This is a genomic window from Mesorhizobium sp. M2D.F.Ca.ET.226.01.1.1, assembly GCF_004022705.2.
GTDB lineage: Bacteria > Pseudomonadota > Alphaproteobacteria > Rhizobiales > Rhizobiaceae > Mesorhizobium.
This window is the reverse complement of the sequence record NZ_RZOY02000004.1, coordinates 15,068-38,933: the sequence shown is the minus strand read 5'-3', so window position 1 is coordinate 38,933 and position 23,866 is coordinate 15,068. Positions and strand designations below refer to the sequence as shown.

General features: G+C 64.5%; 24 protein-coding genes. 16 read left to right on the top strand and 8 right to left on the bottom strand.

The window, feature by feature from the left end:
- Positions 1–41 precede the first annotated feature (41 nt).
- A complete protein-coding gene (locus EN869_RS35475) occupies positions 42–167 on the top strand; it encodes a hypothetical protein (protein WP_095819016.1) in 126 nt (41 codons plus the stop codon).
- 195 nt (positions 168–362) lie between these two features.
- The gene (sugE, locus tag EN869_RS10315; RefSeq protein WP_127226855.1) at positions 363–677 is read left to right on the top strand and encodes a quaternary ammonium compound efflux SMR transporter SugE; all 315 of its coding nucleotides are present in this window, start codon (positions 363–365) and stop codon (positions 675–677) included.
- 74 nt (positions 678–751) lie between these two features.
- On the opposite strand, the gene EN869_RS10310 is transcribed toward sugE, so the two are convergent.
- Positions 752–1,180, bottom strand: coding sequence for a DUF6481 family protein (locus EN869_RS10310; RefSeq protein WP_042647354.1), 429 nt, complete (start codon positions 1,178–1,180; stop codon positions 752–754).
- 233 nt (positions 1,181–1,413) lie between these two features.
- Here EN869_RS10310 and EN869_RS10305 point away from each other — a divergent pair, with 233 nt between their 5' ends.
- The 5 genes from EN869_RS10305 to EN869_RS10285 all read left to right on the top strand — a co-directional run bounded on the left by EN869_RS10305 (position 1,414) and on the right by EN869_RS10285 (position 6,566).
- Entirely contained in the window at positions 1,414–2,466 is a 1,053-nt protein-coding gene (locus EN869_RS10305) for an LLM class flavin-dependent oxidoreductase (protein ID WP_127226856.1), read from the top strand.
- Positions 2,467–2,599: 133 nt separating this feature from the next.
- A complete protein-coding gene (locus EN869_RS10300) occupies positions 2,600–3,763 on the top strand; it encodes an AI-2E family transporter (RefSeq protein ID WP_127226857.1) in 1,164 nt (387 codons plus the stop codon).
- A 44-nt stretch (positions 3,764–3,807) separates the two neighbouring features.
- Entirely contained in the window at positions 3,808–4,689 is an 882-nt protein-coding gene (locus EN869_RS10295) for an arylamine N-acetyltransferase (protein WP_245489660.1), read from the top strand.
- A gap of 3 nt (positions 4,690–4,692) precedes the next feature.
- The gene (locus EN869_RS10290) at positions 4,693–5,691 is read left to right on the top strand and encodes an LLM class flavin-dependent oxidoreductase (RefSeq protein WP_127226858.1); all 999 of its coding nucleotides are present in this window, start codon (positions 4,693–4,695) and stop codon (positions 5,689–5,691) included.
- A 74-nt stretch (positions 5,692–5,765) separates the two neighbouring features.
- Complete coding sequence (locus tag EN869_RS10285; protein WP_127226859.1) at positions 5,766–6,566, top strand: inositol monophosphatase family protein; 801 nt, start codon at positions 5,766–5,768, stop codon at positions 6,564–6,566.
- Here the strand turns inward: EN869_RS10285 and EN869_RS10280 are convergent.
- Positions 6,556–7,575 carry a LacI family DNA-binding transcriptional regulator gene (locus tag EN869_RS10280; protein WP_127226860.1) on the bottom strand — a complete coding sequence of 340 codons (1,020 nt, stop codon included), beginning with the start codon at positions 7,573–7,575 and terminating at the stop codon, positions 6,556–6,558. The two genes, EN869_RS10285 and EN869_RS10280, sit on opposite strands and share 11 nt — an antisense overlap.
- Before the next feature lie 218 nt (positions 7,576–7,793).
- Between EN869_RS10280 and EN869_RS10275 the strand changes: the two genes are divergently transcribed.
- The 9 genes from EN869_RS10275 (at position 7,794) to EN869_RS10235 (ending at position 17,860) form a co-directional block, all read left to right on the top strand.
- Entirely contained in the window at positions 7,794–9,374 is a 1,581-nt protein-coding gene (locus EN869_RS10275; RefSeq protein WP_127226861.1) for a sugar ABC transporter ATP-binding protein, read from the top strand.
- Positions 9,371–10,666, top strand: coding sequence for an ABC transporter permease (locus EN869_RS10270; protein WP_127226862.1), 1,296 nt, complete (start codon positions 9,371–9,373; stop codon positions 10,664–10,666). The genes EN869_RS10275 and EN869_RS10270 overlap by 4 nt, the downstream gene beginning before the upstream one ends.
- An 18-nt stretch (positions 10,667–10,684) precedes the next feature.
- Positions 10,685–11,653, top strand: a complete 969-nt coding sequence (locus EN869_RS10265) for a substrate-binding domain-containing protein (RefSeq protein ID WP_127226863.1) — start codon at positions 10,685–10,687, stop codon at positions 11,651–11,653.
- Positions 11,654–12,115: 462 nt separating this feature from the next.
- Positions 12,116–14,032, top strand: a complete 1,917-nt coding sequence (gene dnaK, locus EN869_RS10260) for a molecular chaperone DnaK (RefSeq protein WP_127226864.1) — start codon at positions 12,116–12,118, stop codon at positions 14,030–14,032.
- 202 nt (positions 14,033–14,234) lie between these two features.
- The gene (dnaJ, locus tag EN869_RS10255) at positions 14,235–15,365 is read left to right on the top strand and encodes a molecular chaperone DnaJ (RefSeq protein WP_127226865.1); all 1,131 of its coding nucleotides are present in this window, start codon (positions 14,235–14,237) and stop codon (positions 15,363–15,365) included.
- Positions 15,366–15,510: 145 nt separating this feature from the next.
- Positions 15,511–16,113, top strand: a complete 603-nt coding sequence (gene pmtA / locus EN869_RS10250; protein ID WP_127226866.1) for a phospholipid N-methyltransferase PmtA — start codon at positions 15,511–15,513, stop codon at positions 16,111–16,113.
- 115 nt (positions 16,114–16,228) lie between these two features.
- Positions 16,229–16,825, top strand: a complete 597-nt coding sequence (locus EN869_RS10245) for an NADPH-dependent FMN reductase (RefSeq protein ID WP_127226867.1) — start codon at positions 16,229–16,231, stop codon at positions 16,823–16,825.
- The gene (pyrF, locus tag EN869_RS10240) at positions 16,825–17,532 is read left to right on the top strand and encodes an orotidine-5'-phosphate decarboxylase (protein WP_127226916.1); all 708 of its coding nucleotides are present in this window, start codon (positions 16,825–16,827) and stop codon (positions 17,530–17,532) included. The genes EN869_RS10245 and pyrF overlap by 1 nt, the downstream gene beginning before the upstream one ends.
- A 40-nt stretch (positions 17,533–17,572) precedes the next feature.
- Entirely contained in the window at positions 17,573–17,860 is a 288-nt protein-coding gene (locus tag EN869_RS10235; protein ID WP_127226868.1) for a DUF1330 domain-containing protein, read from the top strand.
- Here the strand turns inward: EN869_RS10235 and EN869_RS10230 are convergent.
- From EN869_RS10230 to EN869_RS10205, 6 genes are all read right to left on the bottom strand, one after another.
- Positions 17,857–18,915: a D-alanine:D-lactate ligase-like protein gene (locus EN869_RS10230; protein WP_127226869.1), complete on the bottom strand. Its 1,059-nt coding sequence runs from the start codon at positions 18,913–18,915 to the stop codon at positions 17,857–17,859. The genes EN869_RS10235 and EN869_RS10230 overlap by 4 nt on opposite strands.
- A 96-nt stretch (positions 18,916–19,011) precedes the next feature.
- Complete coding sequence (locus EN869_RS10225; protein ID WP_127226870.1) at positions 19,012–19,890, bottom strand: SMP-30/gluconolactonase/LRE family protein; 879 nt, start codon at positions 19,888–19,890, stop codon at positions 19,012–19,014.
- Positions 19,887–20,522 carry a 2-dehydro-3-deoxy-6-phosphogalactonate aldolase gene (locus tag EN869_RS10220; protein WP_127226871.1) on the bottom strand — a complete coding sequence of 212 codons (636 nt, stop codon included), beginning with the start codon at positions 20,520–20,522 and terminating at the stop codon, positions 19,887–19,889. Before EN869_RS10220 ends, EN869_RS10225 begins: the two co-directional genes overlap by 4 nt.
- Complete coding sequence (locus EN869_RS10215; protein WP_127226872.1) at positions 20,519–21,454, bottom strand: 2-dehydro-3-deoxygalactonokinase; 936 nt, start codon at positions 21,452–21,454, stop codon at positions 20,519–20,521. Before EN869_RS10215 ends, EN869_RS10220 begins: the two co-directional genes overlap by 4 nt.
- Positions 21,451–22,218, bottom strand: coding sequence for an SDR family oxidoreductase (locus tag EN869_RS10210; protein ID WP_127226873.1), 768 nt, complete (start codon positions 22,216–22,218; stop codon positions 21,451–21,453). Before EN869_RS10210 ends, EN869_RS10215 begins: the two co-directional genes overlap by 4 nt.
- 140 nt (positions 22,219–22,358) lie before the next feature.
- Positions 22,359–23,708 (bottom strand): EAL domain-containing protein, encoded by a 1,350-nt coding sequence (locus tag EN869_RS10205; protein WP_127226917.1) that lies wholly within the window; start codon positions 23,706–23,708, stop codon positions 22,359–22,361.
- Positions 23,709–23,866 lie beyond the last annotated feature (158 nt).

Sequence of the window (23,866 nt, the reverse complement as noted above, 5' to 3'; positions counted from 1 at the left end):
TCTTGTTTCACTCGGACTGCCCACAATCGGAGGAGCGAATCATGGCAAAAGGCGCGATGAAGGCAGGCAAGGAAGCCCGCAAGCCGAAGAAGGACGCCAAGAAGCCCGCCGCGGCCCCGGCTCCGAAGGCGCCGCCGGTCAAGGCGATGCGCATCAAGGAAAAGTAAGCGGCCGAATTCGGTCGATCCGGCTCTCTGCAGAATCTGAACCGGCGGCACGACAGTGCTGCCGGTGTTTTGTTGATCGAGGGACAGGGCACTCCCATATCAAGGGGCGAGGACGACCTCGCTTCCCCGAAAAACCGGCCGGGACGACCCGCCACCCGAGCATCCCAACCGATGCCGGAATGACGGAGTGTTTTGATGTCGTGGATTTTTCTCTTTTTCGCCGGCCTGTTCGAGATCGGCTGGGCGATCGGCCTCAAATATACAGACGGCTTCTCCAAGCCGCTGCCGACCCCTCTCACCGTCGCCTCGATGATCGTCAGCCTCGGCCTGCTCGGCCTGGCGCTGAAGGAGCTGCCTGTAGGTACGGCCTATGCCGTATGGACCGGCATCGGCACCGTCGGCACGGCACTGCTCGGCATCTGGCTGCTCGGCGAACCTGCGACAGTCGTCCGGCTGGCCTGCATCGGCCTGATCGTCTGCGGCATCGTCGGGCTGAAGCTGGTAGCCTAAATTAAAGCTGACAGCACAAATGCGTTCAGGGCCGCTTTTGGCGACCCTGACAATTTTTTCCAACGAACCCGAACTTAGCGGGCGGAGAAGCCCGGAGGCGTCCTGCCGACGCGGGCCTTGCGGGCGGCGTAGCGTGCGTCACGCTTGGCTTTACGCGCGGCCTCGTCGGCAAGCTCGAGCGCGATGCGCTCTGCTTCCTCGGCCTCGCGGATTTTAGCCTCGGCGGCAGCAGCCTCTTCGGCGGCGATACGCGCAGCTTCGGCGGCGGCTTCGCGCTCGGCCTTCTCTGCCGCTTCGCGAGCCAGCTTCTCCTGCTTCAGCCTTGCCTTCTCCGCTTCGCGGATGGCGCGGGCCTCAAGGATCGCCTTACGTTCGGCCTGGCGCGCCAGCACAGCGGGATCATCCGCCGCCGGCTTTGCCTTGAAGCGCGCGAGCAGCGCCTTCTTTGCCTCGTTCGCGGCATTGCGCCGCTCGAAAATGTCTTTTTCCCTGTAGATAGCCAAGTGTACTTCCCTGCAGTCTATTCGCGACGCTTACATACGCGTGAAAGCGCCGAGTTCAAGCGTCAAAACGGTATGCCAGCCATGAAAAAACCGGGCTTGTTGCCGCAGGGATACGGCCCCGCGATGCGCGATGCATTGTTCACCGATCGCGCCTCTGGCGGGCGGCAAGGCATACGGCTACCTAGAGCACCAACGGGCAAAAGCCCACACGAACAGGTTCAGGACGCAATCAGATGGAACTCGGTCTCTACACTTTCGCCGACGTCAGCCCGGAGCCGGATCTCGGCGCCATCGGTCCGCATGAGCGGCTGCGCAACCTCATCGAGGAAATCGAGCTGGCCGACCAGGTCGGCCTCGACGTGTTCGGGCTCGGCGAGCATCACCGCCCCGACTATGCCGCCTCCGCGCCGGTCGTGGCGCTTGCCGCGGCGGCCGAGCGCACCAAGAATATCCGCCTCACCAGTGCGGTCACCGTGCTTTCCTCCGACGATCCGGTGCGCGTCTTCCAGCAATTCGCAACGCTCGACCTTCTGTCCAACGGCCGCGCCGAGATCATGGCCGGGCGCGGCTCCTTCATCGAATCCTTTCCGCTGTTCGGCTATAATCTGGAAGACTATGACGAGCTCTTCGCCGAGAAGCTCGACCTCTTGCTCGCCATCCGCGACCAGGTGAAAGTGACGTGGCAGGGCAAGCTGCGCGCGCCGATCAACGGCCGAGGCGTCTATCCGCGTCCGTTCCAGGAAAAGCTGCCGATCTGGATCGCCATCGGCGGCACGCCGCAATCCGCCGCCCGCGCCGGCGTGCTCGGCCTGCCGCTGGCTTTAGCCATCATCGGCGGCGAACCGGCGCGGTTCGCGCCGCTGTTCGATATCTATCGCGAGGCGGCGCGCCGGGCGGGCACCGACCCGACCAGCCTCGCCACCAGCATCAACGTGCACGGCTTCATTGCGGAGACGACCGAGCAGGCGGCCGACGATTTCTACGGGCCACAGGCCGAGGTGATGAACCGCATCGGCCGCGAGCGCGGCTGGGGCCCGACCTCGCGCGCGCATTTCGATCACGCGCGGGGGCCCAGCGGGGCTCTTTTCGTCGGCAACCCCGAGCAAGTGGCGGAAAAGATTGTCGCCCAGCACAAGATCTTCAACAACGACCGCTTCCTCCTGCAGATGGCGATCGGCACGATGCCGCACGCCAAGATCATGAAGGCGATCGAGCTCTACGGCACCAAGGTGGCGCCGCTCGTGCGCAAGGAGACGGCCAAGACGGCACCAGCGCCGGCTGCCTGACGAGCGGCCGCTCGAAACCGGCCTTCGGATGCCGGGAAGGCCGGCTCTTGGAACCTTGCCGGGAACTCCCGCGTTTCGAGCGCAGGCCCGCCGCCATGCGTTCATTGTCGGCTGGCGGCTTGCAAGGGAACCGATGAAAGCCGAACAGATCGCTTCGGGCGCAAGCGCTGCCGAAAGCCCTGACTCACGTGGCGATGCCAGAGCGGATATGCGCGTGATGCGGTCGCTGGTGATCGGGATCTTCATTCTGATGACGGCCGCCGCGCTCTATTTCGCCCGCGCCTTCTTCATGCCGGTGATGCTTGCTTTCCTGCTGGCGCTGACGCTGACGCCGATCGTGCGCTTCCTGAAAAAACACGGGATGCCGGAAGTGGTTTCGGCGACGCTTTTGGTGCTGCTGTCGATCGTCATCTTCGCCGCCGCCGGCTATCTGCTCAGCGGCCCTGTCATCGACCTCATCAACAACTCCTATTCGATCGGCCAGCAGCTGACCGAGCGGCTGGCGCCGTTCAGGCGGCCGCTCGAACGGGCGATGGATCTCGCGCATCAGCTGGAAGCGCTGACCGAGACCTCGCAGGAGCCGGGCGTGCAGCGGGTCGCGGTGGCGCCGTCCGGCATGCTGTCCTCGGCGGCTAGCAACATCGTGGAAGCCGGCACCGCGATCACCATCGTCTTCGTGCTGTCGCTGTTTTTGCTCGCCTCCGGCACGCTGTTCTACGAGAAGATCGTCCAATCCTTCGCCAGCATGACGCAGAAGAAGCGGGCGCTGCGCGTCGTCTATGACGTCGAGCGCGAGATTTCGCACTATCTGCTAACGGTCTCCATCATCAACGTAAGCCTCGGCACGGTGATCGGGCTCGGCCTTTGGGGGCTAGGCATGCCCAACCCGCTGGTCTGGGGGGCGATGGCGGCATTGCTCAATTTCCTGCCCTATATCGGAGCGCTGATGACCATCCTGATCGTCGCCGTCATTGCGTTGATCAGCTTCGACACCATCGCCTATGCGTTGCTGGCGCCGGCCTTCGTGGTGCTGTGCGACGTCATCGAAGGCCAGTTCGTGACGCCAATGGTGGTCGGGCGGCGCCTCGAGATCAACGCGGTGGCGATCTTCATCGCCATCGCCTTCTGGTCCTGGCTATGGGGCTTCGTCGGGGCGCTGATGGCGGTGCCGCTGCTGGTCGTCATCAAGGTTTTCTGCGATCATTTCGAAAGCCTGAGCCCGTTCGGCAATTTCCTGGCCGCGCAGCAGTCCATGGCGATCGAGGAAGAGCCCACCGAAAACAATCACAAATCCTGAAACGCTGGCCCAATCTCAAACCTCGCCCATTGTTTGCGACACCCGTGACCAGTGCCTATATCGGACCGGTCAAGCCGGACCTGCCCTTAATGAGCGACTTCGATCTCGATGGCTATTTCGCCCGCGTCGGTTATGGCGGCCCGACCGACGCTTCGCTCGCCACTCTGCAGGCGCTGCACGCGGCCCACCCCCGGACGATCCCGTTTGAGAACATCGACGCCTTGATGGGCGTTTCGGTCGGGCTGGACGTCGGCTCGCTGCAGGACAAGATTTTTCGCCAGGGCCGCGGCGGCTATTGCTTCGAGCACAATCTGATCTTCATGCATGCGCTGAAGGCGCTGGGTTTCACGGTCGGTGGGCTCGCCGCCCGTGTGCTCTGGGGCCAGCCGGACGACGCTATCACCGCGCGCAGCCATATGCTGTTGCGCGTCGAGCTTGGCGGCCGCACCTACATTGCCGATGTCGGCTTCGGCGGCTTGACGCTGACGGCGCCGTTGCTGCTCGAGCCAGGACTGGAGCAACAAACGCCGCACGAGACCTTCCGCGTCGTCGAGCGCGGCGACCATTTTTTCCTGCAGGCCAATATCGGCGGTGCCAATATCGCCGATAACTGGCGCACGCTCTACCGCTTCGACATGAGCCAGGCCTTCGAGGTCGACTACCGGGTCGCCAGCCATTTTCTGTCGACCCATCCGAGTTCGCACTTTCTCTCGACCTTGGTGGCGGCGCTCGCTTTGCCCGACCGGCGCTATGCGCTGCGCAACAACCGGCTGTCGACGCATCATGCCGGCGGCCGCAGCGAGCAGCGCGAGATAGCGACGACCGCCGAGCTCGCCGACGTACTGGAGAACCAGCTCGCCATCGTTATTCCCAACCGCGCCACCTTCGAGGCGAGGCTCAAGGAAAAATGCATCGTGGAGACCTGACCAATGACCGCCCTTTCGGTTCTCGACCTGTCGCCGATCACCCAAGGCAGCACCGCTTCGCAGTCGCTGGCCAATTCGCTCGACCTCGCCCGCCATGCCGAGCGCCTGGGCTACAAGCGCTACTGGCTGGCCGAGCACCACAACATGCCGGGCATCGCGAGCGCCGCGACGTCCGTCGTGATCGCCCATGTCGCGGGCGGCACCAAGACGATCCGCGTCGGCGCCGGCGGCATCATGCTGCCCAACCACGCGCCGCTGGTGATCGCGGAGCAGTTCGGCACGCTGGCGGCGCTTTTTCCAGGCCGCATCGACCTTGGTCTCGGCCGCGCGCCGGGCACCGACATGCTGACCGCGCGGGCGCTGCGGCGCAATCTGGAGTCCGCCGACAATTTCCCGCAGGACGTGGTCGAACTGATGGGCTATTTCCAGCCGGCCGAGGACGGCCAGCGCATCCGCGCCGTGCCTGGCGAGGGCCAGACGGTGCCGGTCTGGATCCTCGGCTCCAGCCTCTATGGCGCGCAGCTCGCCGCGCTTCTCGGCCTGCCTTACGCCTTCGCCTCGCATTTCGCGCCGGCCGAGCTCGACCATGCGCTGGAGGTCTATCGCACGCGCTTCCAGCCGTCGGCGCAGCTCGACAAGCCCTATGTCATGCTCGGCCTCAACGTCTCCGCCGCTCCGACGGATGCCGAGGCGAAGCTCTTGTTCAGCTCGCTGCAGCAGGCCTTCGTCAACCTGCGCAGCGGCCGGCCCGGGCAATTGCCGCCGCCGGTCGAAAATTACGACCGCGATCTCGACCCGATGGCGAAAACCATGCTTGCCCAGGCACTGTCCTGCGCCGTCGTCGGTTCGCCGGAGACGGTGCGCCAGGGCATCGACGCTTTCGTCCGCCGCACCGGCGCCGACGAATTGATGGTGACGGCGCAGATCTTCGATCACGCGGCGCGCTTGCGCTCCTACGAGATACTCGCCGACGTGCACAAATCGATGTCGAAGGCGGCGTGATCGTGTGCGTCGCTTTTGCCTGACATATTCCTCTGCTAAGGGCACGGGCGCCCTCCCTTACAGAGAGCCTTTCAGTGACCGACGATCTCGACGACCGTATGCATTTTGCTATCGACCTGGCGCGCCGCGCCGGCGAGCTGGGGCTGAAATATTTTCGCGACCTCGACAACCTGGCCGTCGAGAGCAAGGGCCATCAGGACCTGGTTTCCAAGGGCGACCGCCAGGTCGAGCTGTTCATCCGAGCGGCCATCGCCGCAGCCTATCCGGACGACGGCATCGTCGGCGAGGAGCACGCGGCCGTGACTGGAAAGAGCGGTCATGTCTGGGTGATCGACCCGATCGACGGCACCGCCAATTTCGTGCGCGGCATTCCCGCCTGGTGCGTGGTGATCGCCTGCGCCAGGGAGGGCGAGACGGTTGTCGGCGTCATCCATGAACCCTCGACCGACGAGACGTTCTACGGTCGCCTCGGCGGCGGCGCCTTTCTCAACGGCAAGCCGATCAAGGCCAGCAATGCAGCGTCGCTTTCCGAGGGCTCGGTCGGCACCGGGCTCTCCAACCGCGCCGCGACTGAGCATGTCGTCGTGCTCATCGGCAGGATTATGGCCGAAGGCGGCGTCTTCTACCGCAATGCTTCCGGCGCTCTGATGCTTGCCTATGCGGCGTCCGGCCGGCTGCTCGGCTATGCGGAGGAGCATATGAACGCCTGGGATTGCCTGGCCGGCATGCTGCTGGTCGAAGAGGCCGGCGGCACGGTGCTCAAGGCCGATCCGAAGACGGTGGTCGGCGAGGGCACGCAAGTGATTGCCGGCGGCAGGCGCATCTTCCGCACGCTGCAGCTGCTCTGCCAGAGTTCCTTCTTGCCTACGCGCTGACGCTCTGAACGACCGCGCCGAGCGGGCGGCAGGAATTGCGGATCATCAGCCGGCCCTTGAGTACCAGCTTGCGCGGCGGCGCGTCGCGGTTGCCGGCCAGCCGGTCGAGCAGGAGATTCGCCGCCTGCTCGCCGATAGCCTGCACCGGCTGCGCCACGGTTGTCAGTTGCGGCACGAACACGTCGGACCACGGAAAATCGTCGAAGCAGGCGACCGAAATGTCCTCGGGGCACGACAGACCGATGTCGCGGATCGCCTTCATGGTGCCGATCACCATCGGGTTGTTGGCCGAGAAGATCGCGCTTGGCCGGTCGTGCAGCGACAAAAGCTGCATGGTGGCGTTATAGCCGTCGATCTCGTGGAAATTGCCGGAGCGTATAAGCTCCTCCGCCACCGGCAGGCCAGCCGCCTGCAGCGCCTCGCGATAACCGATCATGCGGCCATGCATGGGGGATATGTCAGACGTGCCGGTGATGTAGCCGATGCGGCGGTGGCCGAGATGGATCAGATAGGTGACGGCGTCGAACACGGCGCGCTGGTTGTCCAGCACAACCGCGTCGGTGTCGACGCCTTCGCAGAGACGATCGAGCAGCACCACCGGCACGTTGGTGTCCTCGACGATGCCTTTCAGAATGCCGCCGTCGCCGACGCGCGCCACGATCAGCCCGTCGACCATGCGGTCGAGCAGCAGGCGGATCTGCTCATCCTGCGTGTTCAAATCCTCGTCGGTGCAGCACAGCATGACGGCATAGCCGGCGCGGTCGAAGGCCTGCTGGATGACCGAAACGACATCGGTGAAGAACGGATTGGTGATGTGCGGCACAGTGAGGCCGATGGTGCGCGTGGTGCCCATCTTCAAGCTGCGGGCAATGGCATTGCGCTTGTAACCGATGTCGCGGATCGCCTGCTCGATGCGCTGGGTCAGCTCGGGACTAACGGTCGCCGTGCCGTTGAGCAGTGCGGAGACCGTGGCCACGGACACGCGCGCCGCCTCCGCCACATGCAGCATGGTCGGCGCCGTGGATTTCCGCTGCTTTTTCCGCTCTGACGCCGTCATTTTCGAAACGTTTAGCCGCCCCTATCTGGCTAAGCCTACGTAATCCCGGCATTTTTCGCAAGAATTGAAATGCATCAATCCTCAGAGAACAGATAGGCGCTTGACACGTTCGAAACGTTTAGATTAGCGTTCACGCCGCCGAAGACGACGGAGGGAGGCCGTCCTTTGTCATGCAGCGCGCTGGCTCCATCACGACGGAAAACGTGACGGCCGACGGTCCGACCGTCGTCCTCAGCGCGACCGGCATTTTCAAGCGGTTTGGCGGCATCACCGCGCTATCCGATGTCAGCCTAGACCTCAGGCCCGGCGAGGTGCATGCGCTGATGGGCGAGAACGGCGCCGGCAAGTCGACGCTGATGAAGATCCTCTCTGGCGTCTATACCGACTACGAAGGCACTGTCGCCATCGACGATCAGGCGGTCCGTTTCGCCGGCGTTCGCGACGCCGAGGACGCCGGCATCGCCATCATCCACCAGGAGCTCAACCTCGTTCCGGAACTCAGCGTCGCCGACAACATCTTCCTCGGCCGCGAGAAGCTGATCGCCGGGCTGGTGGTGGACCGTAGGGCGAGCAGCCGCGCGGCAAAAACGCTGCTTGAGCGGCTGGGCATCGAGCTCGATCCGGAGGCGCGTGTCGGCCAGCTCAGGGTCGGCGAGCAGCAGCTGGTGGAGATCGCCAAGGCGTTGTCGAAATCGGCGCGCATCCTGATCATGGACGAGCCGACCTCGGCGCTGTCGCCGGCCGAATGCGAGCGGCTGTTCCGCATCATCCGGCAGCTCGCCGAAAGCCTTGTCGCCATCGTCTACATCTCGCACCGGATCGACGAGGTCATGCATCTGGCGAGCCGGGTGACGGTGCTGCGCGACGGACGTCATGTGTTGACGCAAGACATGGCTGGGCTGGGCGAAGACGCCATCATCTCGGCCATGGTCGGGCGCGACCTTCTGGCGTCATCCGATCACGAGCGCGGGCCCGGCGGCAAGGCGGTGCTGTCGGTCAGGGACCTGTCGCTATCGAAGCCCGACCGGCATGGCTGGCGCACGGTGATCGAGAACGTCAGTTTCGACCTTTCGGCCGGCGAAATCCTCGGCATAGGCGGGCTGCTGGGTTCCGGCCGCACCGAAATCCTGGAAGCGATCTTCGGCTCCAGCGACGGCCGCACTGGCGGCGAGATCAAGCTCGACTGCACGCCGGTCGAGATCGGCTCGCCGCGCGACGCCCGCCGGCTGGGCATTGCCTTGGTCACCGAGGACCGCAAGACGCAAGGGCTGCATCTCACGGCCTCGATCACCGACAATGTCGCCTTGCCGCTGGTCGGCGCGCTGGCGCGCTTCGGGCTGCGCTCTCGCTCGGGCGAGCAGGGTCTGGCGCGGCAGGCGGTGAGCGCTCTGGGCATACGCTGCGAAAGCATCGAGCAGGCCGCCGGCACGCTGTCCGGCGGCAATCAGCAGAAGGTGGTGATCGGCAAGTGGCTGGCGACGCGGCCGCGCGTGCTTCTGCTCGACGAGCCGACGCGCGGCATCGATGTCGGCGCCAAGCGCGAGATCTACGACCTCATCTTCAAGCTGGCCGGCGACGGGCTGGCGATCGCCGTGATCAGCTCCGAGCTGCCCGAGCTTCTGCATCTGGCCGACCGCATCCTGGTCATGGCGGAGGGCCGCCAGCGCGGCATCCTGTCCCGCACTGAAGCCAGCGAAGAGGCGATCATGCGGCTTGCCGCGCCGCGACGTACTGCGAGACCTGCCGCATGAACCTCATCAGCCTTGTCTCCCGCACCAAGCTTTACTGGGGGCTGATCGCCATCTTCCTGATCGGCGTGTTCGGCTCGCCAATCAGCTCCAAGGGCAACAATATCTTCCTGTCCTACGGCAACCTGCTCGACGTGCTGCGCCAGGTGTCGACCACAGGGCTGATCGCCACCGGCATGACCGCCGTTATCCTGACCGGCGGCATCGATCTTTCCGTCGGATCGCTGATGGCGATCTGCTCGGTGGTCTGCGCCATGCTTCTGACCGTGCCGGGCGTCACGCCTTCGGCGGCGCTCGGCGTGCCGACGACCGCGCTGGTCGCCTTGTGCCTCGGCGCGCTCGTCACCCGCTTCATCCTGCTCAACATCCAGAAATCGCGCGCCGGCGCGGACGCCGGGCGCGACACTCGGCTGGACACGACGCGCGGACTGGTCATCCCGGGCGTGGTCGGCGTCATTCTATGCTGCCTTTCGCTGTGGTACTTGCTGCCGCAGGTCGAGACCAAGTTCGGCGTGCTCGGCGTGCTTCTGGTGGCGCCTTGCGTCGGCCTCCTGTTCGGTACCATCAACGGCTTCATCATCGTCGCCGGCCGCCTGCAGCCTTTCATCGTGACGCTGGCGATGATGGTGACGGCGCTCGGCATCGCCAGGCTGACTGCCGGGCAGAACAATGCCGTGCTGCCGGTCTATACCGGCTCCAACGCCACCGAGGACTTCGAGATCCTGCGCTCGCCGGTATTCGGCGTCGTGCCGATGCCGGGCCTCTTCTTCCTCGGCGCGGTTGTGATCTACGGCGCGGTGCTGCGCTTCACGCCCTTCGGCCGTTATGTCTACGCCATCGGCGGCAATGAAGAGGCGGCGCGGCTTTCGGGTATCGCGGCCGGGCGCGTCAAGATTGCCACCTATGCCGTGTCGGGCCTGCTCGCCGGCGTCGCGGCGGTGCTCTACGTGGCGCAATACCGGCAAGGCAAGCCGGATGCCGGCGCCGGGCTGGAGCTCGACGCCATCGCCGCCGTGGTCATCGGCGGCACCAGCCTGATGGGCGGGCGCGGCAGCCTGATCGGCACCTTCTGCGGCGTGCTGATCTTCGGCCTGCTGTCCAACATCCTGCAGCTGCACAACATCAATTCGAACCTTCAGCTGGTGCTGAAGGGGGCGATCATCATCGGCACCGTGCTCGTACAGGAGCGCAATGCCGGCGACATATTAAGCTATCTGCGCCTGCCCGGCAGACGGGCGGCGCAAAAGGAAACGGCCGCGGCCAAGCGGCCGTCACAGGAGACCTCGTCTCTATAATCTGGAGGAAACAGGACCATGAAACGACGTGATATGCTGAAGCTCGCCACTTTCGCGGCGGCACTTCTTACGACCACCGCGCTCTTTTCCGGCAACCATGCCGTTGCCCAGGACAAGAAGTGGAAGATCGGCTTCTCGCAGGTGACGACAATCGAACCCTGGCGCGCCCAGTTCAACAAGGACATCATCGCCGAAGCCGCCAAGCATCCGGAAGTCGAGCTGATCATCACCGATGGCGAGGACAAGACCGAAAAGCAGGTCGCCGACGTCGAGAACCTGATCCGCCAGGAGGTCGACGCGCTGCTGGTGTCGCCGAAGGAATCGGCTGGTCTCACCGGCGTGGTGCAGCAGGCGATCGACGCCAAGATTCCGGTCTTCGTGCTCGACCGCAATGTCGACACCAAGGACTACACGCAGTTCGTCGGCGGCGACAACAAGCTGATCGGCCGGGCGGCCGGCGAATATGCTGTCGAGCTCCTGGGCGGCAAGGGCAAGGCCGCCGGCAATGTCGTCGAGATCTGGGGCGGCATGGGCACGCAGCCGGCGCATGACCGCCATGACGGCTTCCATGAATTCACCGACAAGGAGCCGGGCATCAAGTACCTGCTCGACCAGCAGTCGGGCGACTGGAAGCAGGACCAGGCCTACAACATCATGGCCAATGCGCTGAAGACCAACGAAAAGATCGACCTCGTCTACGGCCACAACGATCCGATGGCCTATGGCGCCTATCTCGCGGCCAAGGACGTCGGCCGCGAAAAGGACATCAAGTTCATCGGCATCGACGGCCTGCCCAATGAAGGCGTGCAGATGGTGAACAAGGGCGAGCTGACGGCGACCTTCACCTATGTCACGCCGGGGGCCGAGGGCCTGCGCCAGGCGATCAAGTTCCTGAACGGCGAGAAGGTCGAGAAGACCATCACGCTGCCGACGGAGAAGATCACCAAGGAGAATGCCGCCAAGATCCTCAAGGACAACGGGCTCTAGGCCCGGAGCCCCTGCGAGGCGAACGCGCCGGCAGAGGTTTTGCCCGAGCGCCGGGCAATCTGAACAGCCTGCCGCCAGATTCCAAATACTGGCGGCAGCCTGATTTTCCGCCGCTTTCGCGACCGAAAGTCACGCCCGCCAAGGCATGCCTTGCCCCCGCCAAATGCCCGACCTGTGCGGCGCCAGCGGCATCGATTCCAAAAAAGTCATTCGGAACAATGCGTTAGTGCGATCTCCCGCCGACCCTGCCGCAAAATGCGGCGGGTCGCCTCCCTGCCGCTGTCGAGACAATGGACACCTTGCGCAGAATGCTTGCGCCCCGTGTCGGCTGTTCTTATATACGCGCCAAGCCGTCCGACCCCGAAAAGCGGGGACCGGGGCGGGATTTCTTGTGAACAGGGGCTTTCGTCGGAACGCCTTTTGAAGGGTCCTGAGAGCCTGCTTAGAGGAGAGACTAGAACAATGGCAAAAGTTATCGGTATCGATCTCGGCACCACCAATTCCTGCATCGCCATCATGGATGGCAAGGACCCCAAGGTGATTGAGAACGCTGAAGGCGCGCGCACGACGCCTTCCATCGTCGCCATCTCGAATGACGGCGAACGTCTCGTCGGCCAGCCGGCCAAGCGCCAGGCGGTCACCAATCCGGAAAACACCATCTTCGCGGTCAAGCGCCTGATCGGCCGCCGCTATGACGACCCGGTGACGGAGAAGGACAAGAAGCTTGTCCCCTACAAGATCGTCAAGGGCGACAATGGCGACGCGTGGGTCGAGGCCGGCGGCAAGAAGCAGTCGCCCAGCCAGATCTCGGCCATGATCCTGCAGAAGATGAAGGAAACGGCGGAAGCCTATCTCGGCGAGAAGGTCGAGAAGGCGGTCATCACCGTTCCGGCCTATTTCAACGACGCCCAGCGCCAGGCGACCAAGGACGCCGGCAGGATCGCCGGCCTCGAGGTGCTGCGCATCATCAACGAGCCGACGGCCGCGGCACTTGCCTATGGCCTGGAGAAGAAGGACGGCAAGACCATCGCCGTCTATGACCTTGGCGGCGGCACCTTCGATATTTCGGTGCTGGAAATCGGCGACGGCGTGTTCGAGGTGAAGTCGACCAATGGCGACACCTTCCTCGGCGGCGAGGACTTCGACATGCGCCTGGTCGAATATCTGGCGGCGGAGTTCAAGAAGGAACAGGGCATCGACCTGAAGAACGACAAGCTTGCCCTGCAGCGCCTCAAGGAAGCCGCGGAAAAGGCCAAGATCGAGCTGTCGTCGACGACGCAGACCGAGATCAACCTGCCCTTCATCACTGCCGACGCCAGCGGTCCGAAGCACCTGACGATGAAGCTCACCCGGGCGAAGTTCGAAAGCCTGGTCGAGGACCTCGTGCAGCGCACGATCGAGCCCTGCAAGGCGGCGCTCAAGGATGCCGGCCTGAAGGCGGGCGAGATCGACGAAGTGGTTCTGGTCGGCGGCATGACCCGCATGCCCAAGATCCAGGAGATCGTGAAGCAGTTCTTCGGCAAGGAGCCGCACAAGGGCGTCAATCCGGATGAGGTCGTCGCTCTCGGCGCCGCCATCCAGGCCGGCGTGCTCCAGGGCGACGTCAAGGATGTGCTCTTGCTCGACGTGACGCCGCTGTCGCTGGGCATCGAGACGCTGGGTGGCGTGTTCACCCGACTGATCGAGCGCAACACGACGATCCCGACCAAGAAGAGCCAGACCTTCTCGACTGCCGAGGATTCGCAGTCGGCGGTGACGATCCGCGTCTTCCAGGGCGAGCGCGAAATGGCGGCCGACAACAAGCTGCTCGGCCAGTTCGACCTGGTCGGCATCCCGCCGGCCCCGCGCGGCGTGCCGCAGATCGAGGTCACCTTCGACATCGACGCCAACGGCATCGTCAACGTCTCGGCCAAGGACAAGGGCACCGGCAAGGAGCACCAGATCCGCATCCAGGCTTCGGGCGGTCTGTCCGACGCCGACATCGAGAAGATGGTGAAAGACGCCGAGGCCAATGCCGAGGCGGACAAGAAGCGCCGTGGCCTCGTCGAGGCCCGCAACCAGGCGGAAGCGCTGGTGCATTCGTCCGAGAAGTCGCTCAAGGAGTATGGTGACAAGGTCTCGGAGGCTGACCGCACCGCGATCGCCGACGCCATTGCCGCGCTGAAGAGCGCCGCGGAAGGCGACGATGCGGCCGATATCGAGGCCAAGTCGCAGTCGCTCGCGGAAGCTTCGATGAAGCTCGGCCAGGCGATGTACGAAGCCTCGCAGAAGGAAGCGGCCGAAGCCGACGCCAAGGCGGATGCCGCCAAGGATTCGGACGTGGTCGACGCCGACTTCGAGGAAATCGACGAAGACGACGACAAGAAGAAGTCGGCCTGAGCCGGCTGACGGCAAATTATGCGAAAAGCCCGGCGCAAAGCCGGGCTTTTTTGCAACCCCCGACGAAAATGTGACGGAAAAACCTGGACCGGGCCCGGCTTGCCACTAGCATCCGGGAAACATCACTCCTAAATCCAAGACCATGCCGGCAAACGTCGCCAACAATGCTTGAAGACATTGAGCATCCGGACAGCGGGAAAAAATGAAAGCTGATTTCTACGAAACGCTGGGCGTGCAAAAAGGCGCCGACGACAAGGAACTCAAGAGCGCTTTCCGCAAGCTCGCCATGCAGTTCCATCCCGACCGCAATCCCGGCGACCATGCCTGCGAGCACAAGTTCAAGGAAATCAACGAAGCGTACGAGACGCTGAAGGACCCGCAGAAGCGCGCCGCCTATGACCGTTTCGGCCACGCCGCCTTCGAGCAGGGCGGCATGAACGGCGCGGCGCACGGCTTTGGCGCCGGCGGCTTCGCCGACATCTTCGAGGATATTTTCGGCGACATGATGGGCGGTCGCCAGCGCCGCTCGTCGGGCGGACGCGAACGCGGCGCCGACCTGCGCTACAACATGGAAATCACGCTGGAGGAAGCCTTCTCCGGCAAGACGGCGCAGATCCGCGTGCCTGCCTCGATCTCCTGCTCGGAATGCTCCGGCAGCGGCGCCAAGCCCGGCACGCAGCCCGTGACCTGCTCGATGTGCCACGGCCATGGCAAGGTGCGCGCCACGCAAGGCTTCTTCTCCATCGAGCGCACCTGCCCGCAATGCCAGGGCCGCGGCCAGACGATCAAGGATCCCTGCCCGAAATGCGCCGGCCAGGGCCGCGTCACCGAGGAGCGCTCGCTGTCGGTCAACATCCCGGCCGGCATCGAAGACGGCACCCGCATCCGGCTGGCCAATGAGGGCGAGGCCGGCCTGCGCGGCGGACCGTCCGGCGACCTTTACATTTTCCTGGCGGTCAAGCCGCACGAGTTCTTCCAGCGCGACGGCGCCGATCTCTACTGCAAGGTGCCGATCTCGATGACGACGGCCGCCCTAGGCGGTTCCTTCGAGGTCACCACGCTGGACGGCACCCAGACCAAGGTGAAAGTGCCGGAAGGCACGCAGAACGGCCGCCAGTTCCGGCTGAAGGGCAAGGGCATGCCGGTGCTGCGCCAGCCCAATGTCGGCGATCTCTACATCCAGACGGCGGTCGAGACGCCGCAGAACCTTTCGCGCCGCCAGCGCGAGCTTCTGGAAGAGTTCGAGCAGCTGTCCTCGAAAGACAACTCGCCCCAATCGAGCGGCTTTTTCGCCCGCATGAAGGACTTTTTCGAGTCGTTCGGCGAAGGCTGATGACCGTGCCCGTATTTCGCACCGGCATCGGGAGGTGCGGACGCTTCCCAAGCGTCATCAACACCTTATGCCAGCTTGACGCCTTGCCTTGTCCCACCCACCTGCTAAGTAGCGGATCGGGGGCGGAGCATTGAGGAGAGCTCGCATGGCACGTAGTCCCGGGTTGCGCAAAGCGCTGGCCGAAAAATTCGACGACGAGCTGAAGTTCTTCAAAGGCTGGATCGACAAGCCGAAAACCGTCGGCTCGATCGTTCCCACGAGTTCCATCACCGCACGCAAGATGGCGTCGATCGTCAATCCGAAATCGGGCCTGCCGGTCTTGGAAGTCGGGCCCGGCACCGGCGTCATCACCCGCGCTATCCTCGCCCTGGGCGTGAAGCCGGAAGACCTCTACGCGGTCGAATATTCGACCGATTTCGTACGCCATCTGCGCGGGCTCTATCCGGGCGTCAACGTCATCGAGGGCGACGCCTTCAATCTCGACGCCACGCTCGGCGACAAGCGCGACATGGTGTTCGATTCGGTCGTGTCCGGCGTGCCGTTGCTCAATTTCCCGGTCGCCCAGCGCATCGCCTATATAGAAAGCCTGCTCGACCGCATTCCGCACGGACGGCCGATCGTGCAGCTGACCTACGGCCCGCTGTCGCCGATCCCGGCCGGGCGCGGCGACTACACGGTCGAGCATTTCGATTTCATCATCCGCAACATCCCGCCGACGCAGCTGTGGATCTACCGGCGCGCGCATTAGGGATAAGGGAGTAGGGGAGTAAGGCAGTAGGGGAATAGGGAATGAACGTTCAGTTTCCGCACTATCCCTACTGCCCTATTCCCTTACTCCCCTACTCCCTTAGCGAAGCAGGCCGATGGCAGTAATCCCAAGAATCCTCGTCTTTGCCGGTTCGGTCCGGACGGGCGCCTTCAGCGGCCGGACCGCCGATGTGGCGCAGAAGGAGCTCGCCATGCAGGGCGCGGAGGTGACGCGCATCTCGCTCGGCGACTATCCGCTGCCGATCATGGACGAGGACCTCGAAAAGGAAAAAGGCATCCCCGAGAACGCGCTCAGGCTTGGCCATCAAATCGCCGCGCATGACGGGCTCTTGATCGCGACACCCGAATATAACGGCTCGATCCCGCCGCTGCTCAAGAACGCGATCGACTGGGTGAGCCGGATACGCCGGGAGGGCAGCCGCACGTTCAGGCCCCTGGCCGGCAAGCCGGTCGGGCTCTGCTCGTCCTCGGAAGGCAAGTTCGCCGGCATACGCTGCATCAACCATTTGCGCGCGGTGCTGGTGCGCTGCCAGATGGAGGTGATCACGCCGGAATGCTCGGTCTCCGGGGCCGACGAAGCCTTCGCCGAGGACGGACAATTCAGGGACGACAGACTACACCAATCGATGGAGCGCCTATGCCGTACACTGATCGAAACCTCGCGCATGCTGTCGACCCGGATCGAGGCGTGATGCATTTCGCGGAAGCCGACACGATGCGAGACAGGCTGATCGTCGGGCTGGATCTGCCGACGCTGAAGGAAGCCGAGAGAGCCGTGCGCGAGCTCGAAGGCGCCGTTTCCTTTTACAAGATCGGCTACCAGCTCGCCTTCGCCGGCGGGCTCGATTTCGCGCGGGAATTGGCGAGCGGCGGCACAAAAGTGTTCCTCGACATGAAGCTGCTCGACATCGACAACACGGTGGCCAAGGGCGTGGAGAACATCGTCAAGATGGGTGTCTCGATGCTGACGCTGCACGCCTATCCCAAAACCATGAGAGCGGCTGTCGAGGCGGCCAAGGGCAGCGAGCTATGCCTGCTCGCCGTGACGGTGCTGACCTCGATGGACGAGCAGGACGTGATCGACGCCGGCTATGAATACGACCCGCACACGCTGGTGCTCAGACGCTCCGAGCAGGCGCTGCATGCCGGGATGGGCGGCATCGTCTGCTCGGCGGAGGAGGCAGAAGCGGTGCGCCGGATCGTCGGCCCCGACATGGCGGTGGTGACGCCGGGCATCCGCCCGTCGGGCAGCGACCATGGCGACCAGAAACGCGTGGTGACGCCCGCGCAAGCGATCCGCAACGGGTCCAGCCATCTCGTCGTCGGCCGGCCGATCGTCAAGGCGCCGGACCGCCGCGCCGCGGCCGAGGCGATCCTCGCTGAAATGCGATCGGCCTGAGGACCAATCCTCGTTGGGGCAACAAAAAAGGAGAAGAAAAATGCCAAAGGGATATTGGATCGCCCGCGTCGATGTGCGCGATGCCGAGGGCTACAAGGACTATGTCGCCGCCGCGAAGCTCGCCTTCGACCGCTTCGGCGCGAAGTTCCTGGCGCGCGGCGGCGAGCATGAGAAGGCCGAAGGGCCGGGCCGCGCCCGCAACGTCATCATCGAATTCGAATCGCTGGCGGCGGCGCATGACTGCTACCACTCGCCGGAATACCAGCGCGCCGCCGCCATCCGCCAGAAGGTGGCCGACGGCGAGATCGTGCTGGTCGAGGGAATCTAACGGAGCAATCTGTTGGCTGCCGTCTGCGCGATCGCATCGGCAAGGCTCATCCCCCACTGTTTTCGGCAATAGTCGCGAAAGTCGAAGCAGGGCAGGCCAGGGCAGACTTCGAATTCAATGAGGTGGACGGTGTCGTCGGCCTCGACCCTGAAATCGACGGAAAAAACGTCCCGCAAGCCGAGACCATTGATCAGCTTCTGCGCGATGACGCGGATTTTCCGGTCGGCGTGTGGCTGGCTGGCGCCGACCTGCTCCAGCTCCGGTTCCATATAGGTGCCCGCATCCCTCGCCGCCTGGCCGGTTTCGCCATAGAGCGCCATCGAGTCGGCCATGGTCTGAAAATCGCCGCCGGAATCGACGAAGAAAATGCCGAGCGCCTCGACGCCGGTTTCGGGCTTCAGCCCAAGGAAACTCGCGCGCACGTTGCGGCCTGCGACATAGGGCTGGACGACGACGTCGTCGCGGTAGTGGGAAAAGACGCGCCGGCTAAGCTGTAGCGCATGACCGAGATCGGTGATGCGCGAATCCGGCCAGATGCCGATCTTGGCGCCGAGCCGGTTGGGTTTGACGAACCAGCCCTTGAGCGAGCCCGGCGGTTCGACCAGCCATTCGCCATTGCGAGCCAGGCCGGCCTGCGGCACCGGCAGGCCGAGCGCGCCCAAGACCGCGCCCGAGCGCAGCTTGTCCTGGCAGAGCGCGAACAGGGAATCGTCGGCGCCGACGGTGCGCAGCCCATTGAGGCGGGCAAGTGCCGGCGAGGCGCCGCCACGGAAATAGGCGACGCCGTCGGTCAGCGTCCAGACCAGCGTTGTTGCGGGATCGGCCTTTGCCAGAACCGGCGCCGCGTCGTCGAGCTCGACAGGCTTGAAAGCGAGGCCTCGCTTCTCGCAGGCGGCGGCGAGCAGGTTGAATTCGGGCGCAAGGTCGGTTGACTGCGCCAGATAGGACGAAATTTCCAGGGCACGATCCGCGGTGTATCCATCGGCGGATAGGCGGTCGAGACAGGCCTTTTCCGGCTCGTAGACCAGAACCAGCGTCGGCGTGTTGTGCGGCATCAAATGCTCCGGGCGAAATCAGGCGCTACCATCGCATGGCCGCCGCGGCCGGCTTGCGGGAAATCGACCGGACTAAGGCGATTGTCTGATAGTGCCTTATGCGATCAGCACGCGCGGCTCGAAGCGGCCTTTGACCAGGATATCGAGCAGGAAAGTCATGCCGGCCTGCGGATCGAGAGCGCGCTGTTTTTCGTCCTTGCCGCTCCAGGCCGAAGTCACGGCCAGGCGGTCGCCCTTGGCGCCGACAAAAGCCGGGCAGGACGGTTGCGTCACCGGCACGGCGATCTCGCGCAGCAGCGTGCCATCCGGCGCATAGGCCTTCACCGCCTTGCCACCCCAGACGGCGTTCCACAGAACCCCGTCGCGGTCGACGACCGAACCGTCGATATAGCCCTTCGAGGCGCGATGATCGACGAACACTTTGACTTCGCCTGCCGGCAACCCGGTCGCCGGATCGCAGGCGACGCGCATCAGAAGCCCGGTCGCTGTGTCGGTGTAGTAGGCGACCGTGCCGTCCTCGGAAAAACAGATCGAATTCGAGACGGTGATGCCGGAAAATAGCCGGCGCAATTCGCCCTTGAAGAACCAGTAGATCGAACCCGCGCCCTTCTCCTCGCCCTTGCCCATCGTGCCGGTCCACAGCGCGCCGCAGGGATGGACGCGGGAATCGTTGGAGCGCGTCAGCGGATTGTCGGCCTCGATCGGCGTGTGCAGCGTCAGCCTGCCGGTTTTCACGTCCCGGACCTGCAGGCCGATATCGGTGGCGATGAGCTGGCGGTCGTCATCGATGACGGCGATGGCGCTTGCCATGACGCCGAGATCGTGCACCTTCAGCGCGCCGGCAAGCGGCTTTTCCAGGAGCTTGCCGTTGACGATGTCGAACCAGAACAGCGTGTCGGTGGCGGGATCATAGCTCGGGCCTTCGCCGAGTTCGCAAATATGGTCGGAAAAAACCGAAACGCCGTCCATGCTCATCCTCCGAAGGCTTCGTCCCAGGCCGCGACCGCGGCGCGGGCGCGTTGCGCCACGTCCTCAACGCTGGCGCCCGGCTTGTAGAGGCTCGACCCCAGGCCGAAAACGCTGACACCGACGGCTTTGTAGCCGGCAAAATCCTTGTCGGAAACGCCGCCGACGGCGCCGATCGGCGTCGTTGCCGGCAACACCGCGCGGATCGCCGCAATGCCGCTGGCGCCAAGCACGCTTGCCGGGAAGAATTTGAGCGCCGAAGCGCCGAGTCGGATCGCCTGAAAAGCCTCGGTGGGCGTGAACACGCCGGGCATCGTCACCATGCCGTGCTGCATCGCGCGGCCCATGACCTCGGCATCGATGTTGGGGCTGACAAGCAAACGCCCGCCGGCCCTATGCAAGGCATCGACATCGGTGGCGGTCAGCACCGTGCCGGCGCCGATCAGTGCGGTCTTTGGAAGGACCTCGACGATCCTGGCGATCGACGAAAACGGCTCCGGAGAATTGAGCGGCACCTCGATTGCCTCGATCCCGGCATCGAACAGCGCCTGGCCCATTGAGATCGCTTCCGCCGGCTTCAGGCCGCGCAGGATGGCGACAAGGCCGCGCTTGAGCTTCGGGAAGGGTGCAGTCTGGCTCACTGGGCGTCTCCAATCATGCCGTTCTCGCGTGCAGCCTCGACGAGGCCGGCACGCACCGCTTCATCGGCGTCGACGGTGCGGAAGGCAAGACCGGCAAAGCCAAGCGCCGCGCCATAAAGCGCGGCCAGCGCGCCGGAGGCAACCAGCACCACCGGCGCATCGCTTGCGCCATAGCGGCGCTTTGCCGAGGCGATCTCGCCGCCGATCAGCAGCCCGGACAGGCATGCCGCCGCTTCGTTCGGCTTCAAATCCTGCAATAACCCGGCGGCGCGGATGGCGAACAGTTTTGAGGTGACGTCGCCGCCCTCGCTCAGCGCACGCTGGCACCATTGGCGGAAGAACGGGCTGTCGGCGGCGACCGGTGCCGGATGTTCGCCGAGCGAATGTTTCAGGATCGAGTGCGCGGCGAGCACCGAATAGAGCTCGCCGGTCGGCCAGGTGCCAAAGCCCGCGACCGCGCCATCCTCGACCGAAACCCATTTCGAATGCGTGCCCGGCATGCAGACGAGGTGGCGCCCCTTTGCCGGCAAACCGGCGCCGGCGAGCTGGGTCTCCTCGCCGCGCATGACATCGGGCGCGTCGGCAAGGCGCTGGGCAAGGCCGGGCACGATGCGGATGTCGCGGCTCGATCCCTCGATGCGGGCAGCGCCGCGCAAAATGGCGCCGATCGGCGCCGGCACGGTGACGTAGGGCGCCTCGATCCAGCCCTGACGAGAGCCGGCCATGCCGCAGATGATCACCGGCAGCGTTTCCGGCGCGCCCATGGCCGCCAGATGGCCTTCCAGCACGTTTGAAAAACCTTTTTCGCGGGCGGTGATCAGCCCGTCGTCGCCGCGCCGCTCGGCAAGCACGTTGCCGCTGGCGTCGAGCAGCCAGGCCCTGAGCCTGGTCGTGCCCCAGTCGAGCGCGGCGACCGCTGGTGCCGGGCTCACAGGAAACCTCCATCGACGATCAGCATCTGGGCGGTCAGCATGCGCGAGGCGTCCGACGCCAGGAACAGCACGGTACCCACCATGTCGTCGGGCTGCATGACGTCCTTGATGCACTGCTTGGCGACATGGGCGGCGAGCCCTTGATCGGTGACCCAGAGCTCGCGCTGCCGATCGGTGATGACCCAGCCTGGCGCCACCGCGTTAACGCGGATGCGATCGTCGCCGAGCTTGCCGGCCAAGCCCTTGGTCAGGCCGAGTATGCCCGCCTTGGCCGCCGTGTAGGCCGGCATGTCAGGGTGGTTGATCAGGTAGGAGGTCGAGGTGAAGTTGATGATCGAGCCGCCGCCGGCGCGCTTCATGCCGGGCGCCACGGCCTGGGCGGTGAAGAAATGCGGCCGCAGATTGATGGCGAGATTGTGGTCCCAGTACTCGACCGTGACGTCTTCGACCGCGTGGCGGTCGTCGAGCGCGGCATTGTTGACCAGCGTCGTGACGTCGCCATGCGCTTCGGCCGCCTTTGCCACGGCGACGCGCAACGCCTCGATGTCGCGCAGATCGGCCTTGAGGTAAAGCGGGCGGCGGCCAAGCTCTTTCTCCAGCCGGTCGGCAAGAGCCGTGCTCGCCTTCTCGGCGATGTCGATGAAAGCGACCCTGGCCCCCTGCCGCATAAAGCCTTCGGTCAGCGCCGCGCCGATGCCGGAGCCGCCGCCAGTGATCAGCACCGAGGCGCCGTCGAGGTCGGCGAAACGCGCCGATGGCATCATGATTTCTCTCCCTTTGGCCGGCGCGCATCCTAGCCAGACAAAGCGCGGGGGCAAGGGAGAAACGTCGGATTTTGGCAGCTTATGTCCGACAAATGAGGTCTGCACGCAGACCGGCCTCGCCTGAATATCAACAGACCTTGTCAGATCGCCTTGGCGTGCAGCGCGCCACGATAGGAATCGCGCAGATAGCCGAGCGTGGCGTCGGCATCGGCCGGCTTGCCGAACAGGTAGCCCTGCCCGCCGGCGCAACCGAACTGGACGAGACGATCGGCCTGCGCTTCGTCCTCGATGCCTTCGGCGACGACATCCATGCCCAATCCCTCGCACATGGCAAGGATGGCGCGGATGATGTGCTCCGACGGGCGGTCGTCGAGGATGGAGGAGACGAAGGCGCGGTCGATCTTGAGCTTGTCGAAATGAAATTCGCGCAGCCGGCCGAGCGAGGACTGGCCGGTGCCGAAATCGTCGAGCGAGACGCGGATGCCGACGCGGCGCAAATCCTCGACGATCTTCTCGGCCGAGGCCGGATCGTTCATCAGGCCGGTCTCGGTGATCTCGATCTCCAGCCGGCGCGGATCGAAACCGGTGCGGTCGAGGATCGCGAGGATGTGGAGGCCGGTGTTCTGGTCGACGAGCTGCGACGGCGAAAGGTTGAAGGACAGGAACAGCTCCTTCGGCCAGCTGCGCGCCGCTTCGGTCGCCTTGCGCAGCACCAGCTGTGACAGCGGGCCGATGATGCCGCGCTCCTCGGCGATCGGGATGAAGACTGATGGCGGCACGACGCCGAGGTCGCGGTCGGTCCAGCGCGCCAGGGTCTCGAAGCCGATGGTGCGGCGGCTGTTCAAATCGACGATGGGCTGGAAATGCGGCTCGACCTCGCCGGCCGAGACGGCGCGGCGCAGCGCCTGCTCGATGCGGGTGACGCGTTTGGCCGCCTCTTCCATCTCGCGGGTGTAGACGACGACGCGGCCGCGGCCCGAACGCTTGGCATGGTAGAGCGCGGTCTCGGCCTTGTTGACCAGGATCTCGGTGGTCTCGTCGCCGGAATAGAACAGCGAGCAGCCGACCGAGGCCGATAATCTCGCCGTGCGCTCGCCGACATCATAGGGCGCCGACAGAATCTCGATCAGCATGCGCGATTTCTCGGCCGCCTGCTCCTCCGAGAACACCATCGGGTACAGATAGGCAAACTCGTCGGCGCCGATGCGGCAGACGGTGGAATAGCCGTCCATCGAGGCGCGCAGCCGCATCGCCACCTGGATCAGGATGTCGTCGCCGGCCTTATGGCCGAACAAGTCGTTGATCGGCTTGAAGCCGTCGAGGTCGAGGATACCGACAGTGAAGGGCGCGGGATCGTCGGCGCGGTCGCTGATCAGGCGATCGACCTTGTCGAAGAAGCGACGATGGTTGCCGAGCCCGGTCAACGAATCCGTGAGGGCCAGATCCGTGTTTTCCTTGCCTGGCTGACCGGTGCCAAACGTCGTTTGCATCATGCCTCTGTTCTTATGTCGGTATTTTCGGCCAGACTGGCATCAAAGCGTTTAGGAAAAGTATCGGAAAAACGATTTTCCTTCGGCCTGAAGGTTGCTCGCATCACTGGTGCCGGATCAGCTCTCAAGAGGATCGCTGATCTACCCCAAATATTTCG

What these genes read in the sequence shown, in the direction of transcription:
- EN869_RS10225 (WP_127226870.1), bottom strand. Translation starts at nt 19,890, where the DNA reads ATGAGCATGGACGGCGTTTCGGTTTTTTCCGACCATATTTGCGAACTC.
- EN869_RS10245 (WP_127226867.1), top strand. Translation starts at nt 16,229, where the DNA reads ATGGCAGTAATCCCAAGAATCCTCGTCTTTGCCGGTTCGGTCCGGACG.
- sugE (WP_127226855.1), top strand. Translation starts at nt 363, where the DNA reads ATGTCGTGGATTTTTCTCTTTTTCGCCGGCCTGTTCGAGATCGGCTGG.
- pyrF (WP_127226916.1), top strand. Translation starts at nt 16,825, where the DNA reads ATGCATTTCGCGGAAGCCGACACGATGCGAGACAGGCTGATCGTCGGG.
- EN869_RS10290 (WP_127226858.1), top strand. Translation starts at nt 4,693, where the DNA reads ATGACCGCCCTTTCGGTTCTCGACCTGTCGCCGATCACCCAAGGCAGC.
- EN869_RS35475 (WP_095819016.1), top strand. Translation starts at nt 42, where the DNA reads ATGGCAAAAGGCGCGATGAAGGCAGGCAAGGAAGCCCGCAAGCCGAAG.
- pmtA (WP_127226866.1), top strand. Translation starts at nt 15,511, where the DNA reads ATGGCACGTAGTCCCGGGTTGCGCAAAGCGCTGGCCGAAAAATTCGAC.
- EN869_RS10300 (WP_127226857.1), top strand. Translation starts at nt 2,600, where the DNA reads ATGAAAGCCGAACAGATCGCTTCGGGCGCAAGCGCTGCCGAAAGCCCT.
- EN869_RS10270 (WP_127226862.1), top strand. Translation starts at nt 9,371, where the DNA reads ATGAACCTCATCAGCCTTGTCTCCCGCACCAAGCTTTACTGGGGGCTG.
- EN869_RS10210 (WP_127226873.1), bottom strand. Translation starts at nt 22,218, where the DNA reads ATGATGCCATCGGCGCGTTTCGCCGACCTCGACGGCGCCTCGGTGCTG.
- EN869_RS10280 (WP_127226860.1), bottom strand. Translation starts at nt 7,575, where the DNA reads ATGCTGCATGTGGCGGAGGCGGCGCGCGTGTCCGTGGCCACGGTCTCC.
- EN869_RS10235 (WP_127226868.1), top strand. Translation starts at nt 17,573, where the DNA reads ATGCCAAAGGGATATTGGATCGCCCGCGTCGATGTGCGCGATGCCGAG.
- dnaK (WP_127226864.1), top strand. Translation starts at nt 12,116, where the DNA reads ATGGCAAAAGTTATCGGTATCGATCTCGGCACCACCAATTCCTGCATC.
- EN869_RS10205 (WP_127226917.1), bottom strand. Translation starts at nt 23,708, where the DNA reads ATGCAAACGACGTTTGGCACCGGTCAGCCAGGCAAGGAAAACACGGAT.
- dnaJ (WP_127226865.1), top strand. Translation starts at nt 14,235, where the DNA reads ATGAAAGCTGATTTCTACGAAACGCTGGGCGTGCAAAAAGGCGCCGAC.
- EN869_RS10230 (WP_127226869.1), bottom strand. Translation starts at nt 18,915, where the DNA reads ATGCCGCACAACACGCCGACGCTGGTTCTGGTCTACGAGCCGGAAAAG.
- EN869_RS10305 (WP_127226856.1), top strand. Translation starts at nt 1,414, where the DNA reads ATGGAACTCGGTCTCTACACTTTCGCCGACGTCAGCCCGGAGCCGGAT.
- EN869_RS10265 (WP_127226863.1), top strand. Translation starts at nt 10,685, where the DNA reads ATGAAACGACGTGATATGCTGAAGCTCGCCACTTTCGCGGCGGCACTT.
- EN869_RS10275 (WP_127226861.1), top strand. Translation starts at nt 7,794, where the DNA reads ATGCAGCGCGCTGGCTCCATCACGACGGAAAACGTGACGGCCGACGGT.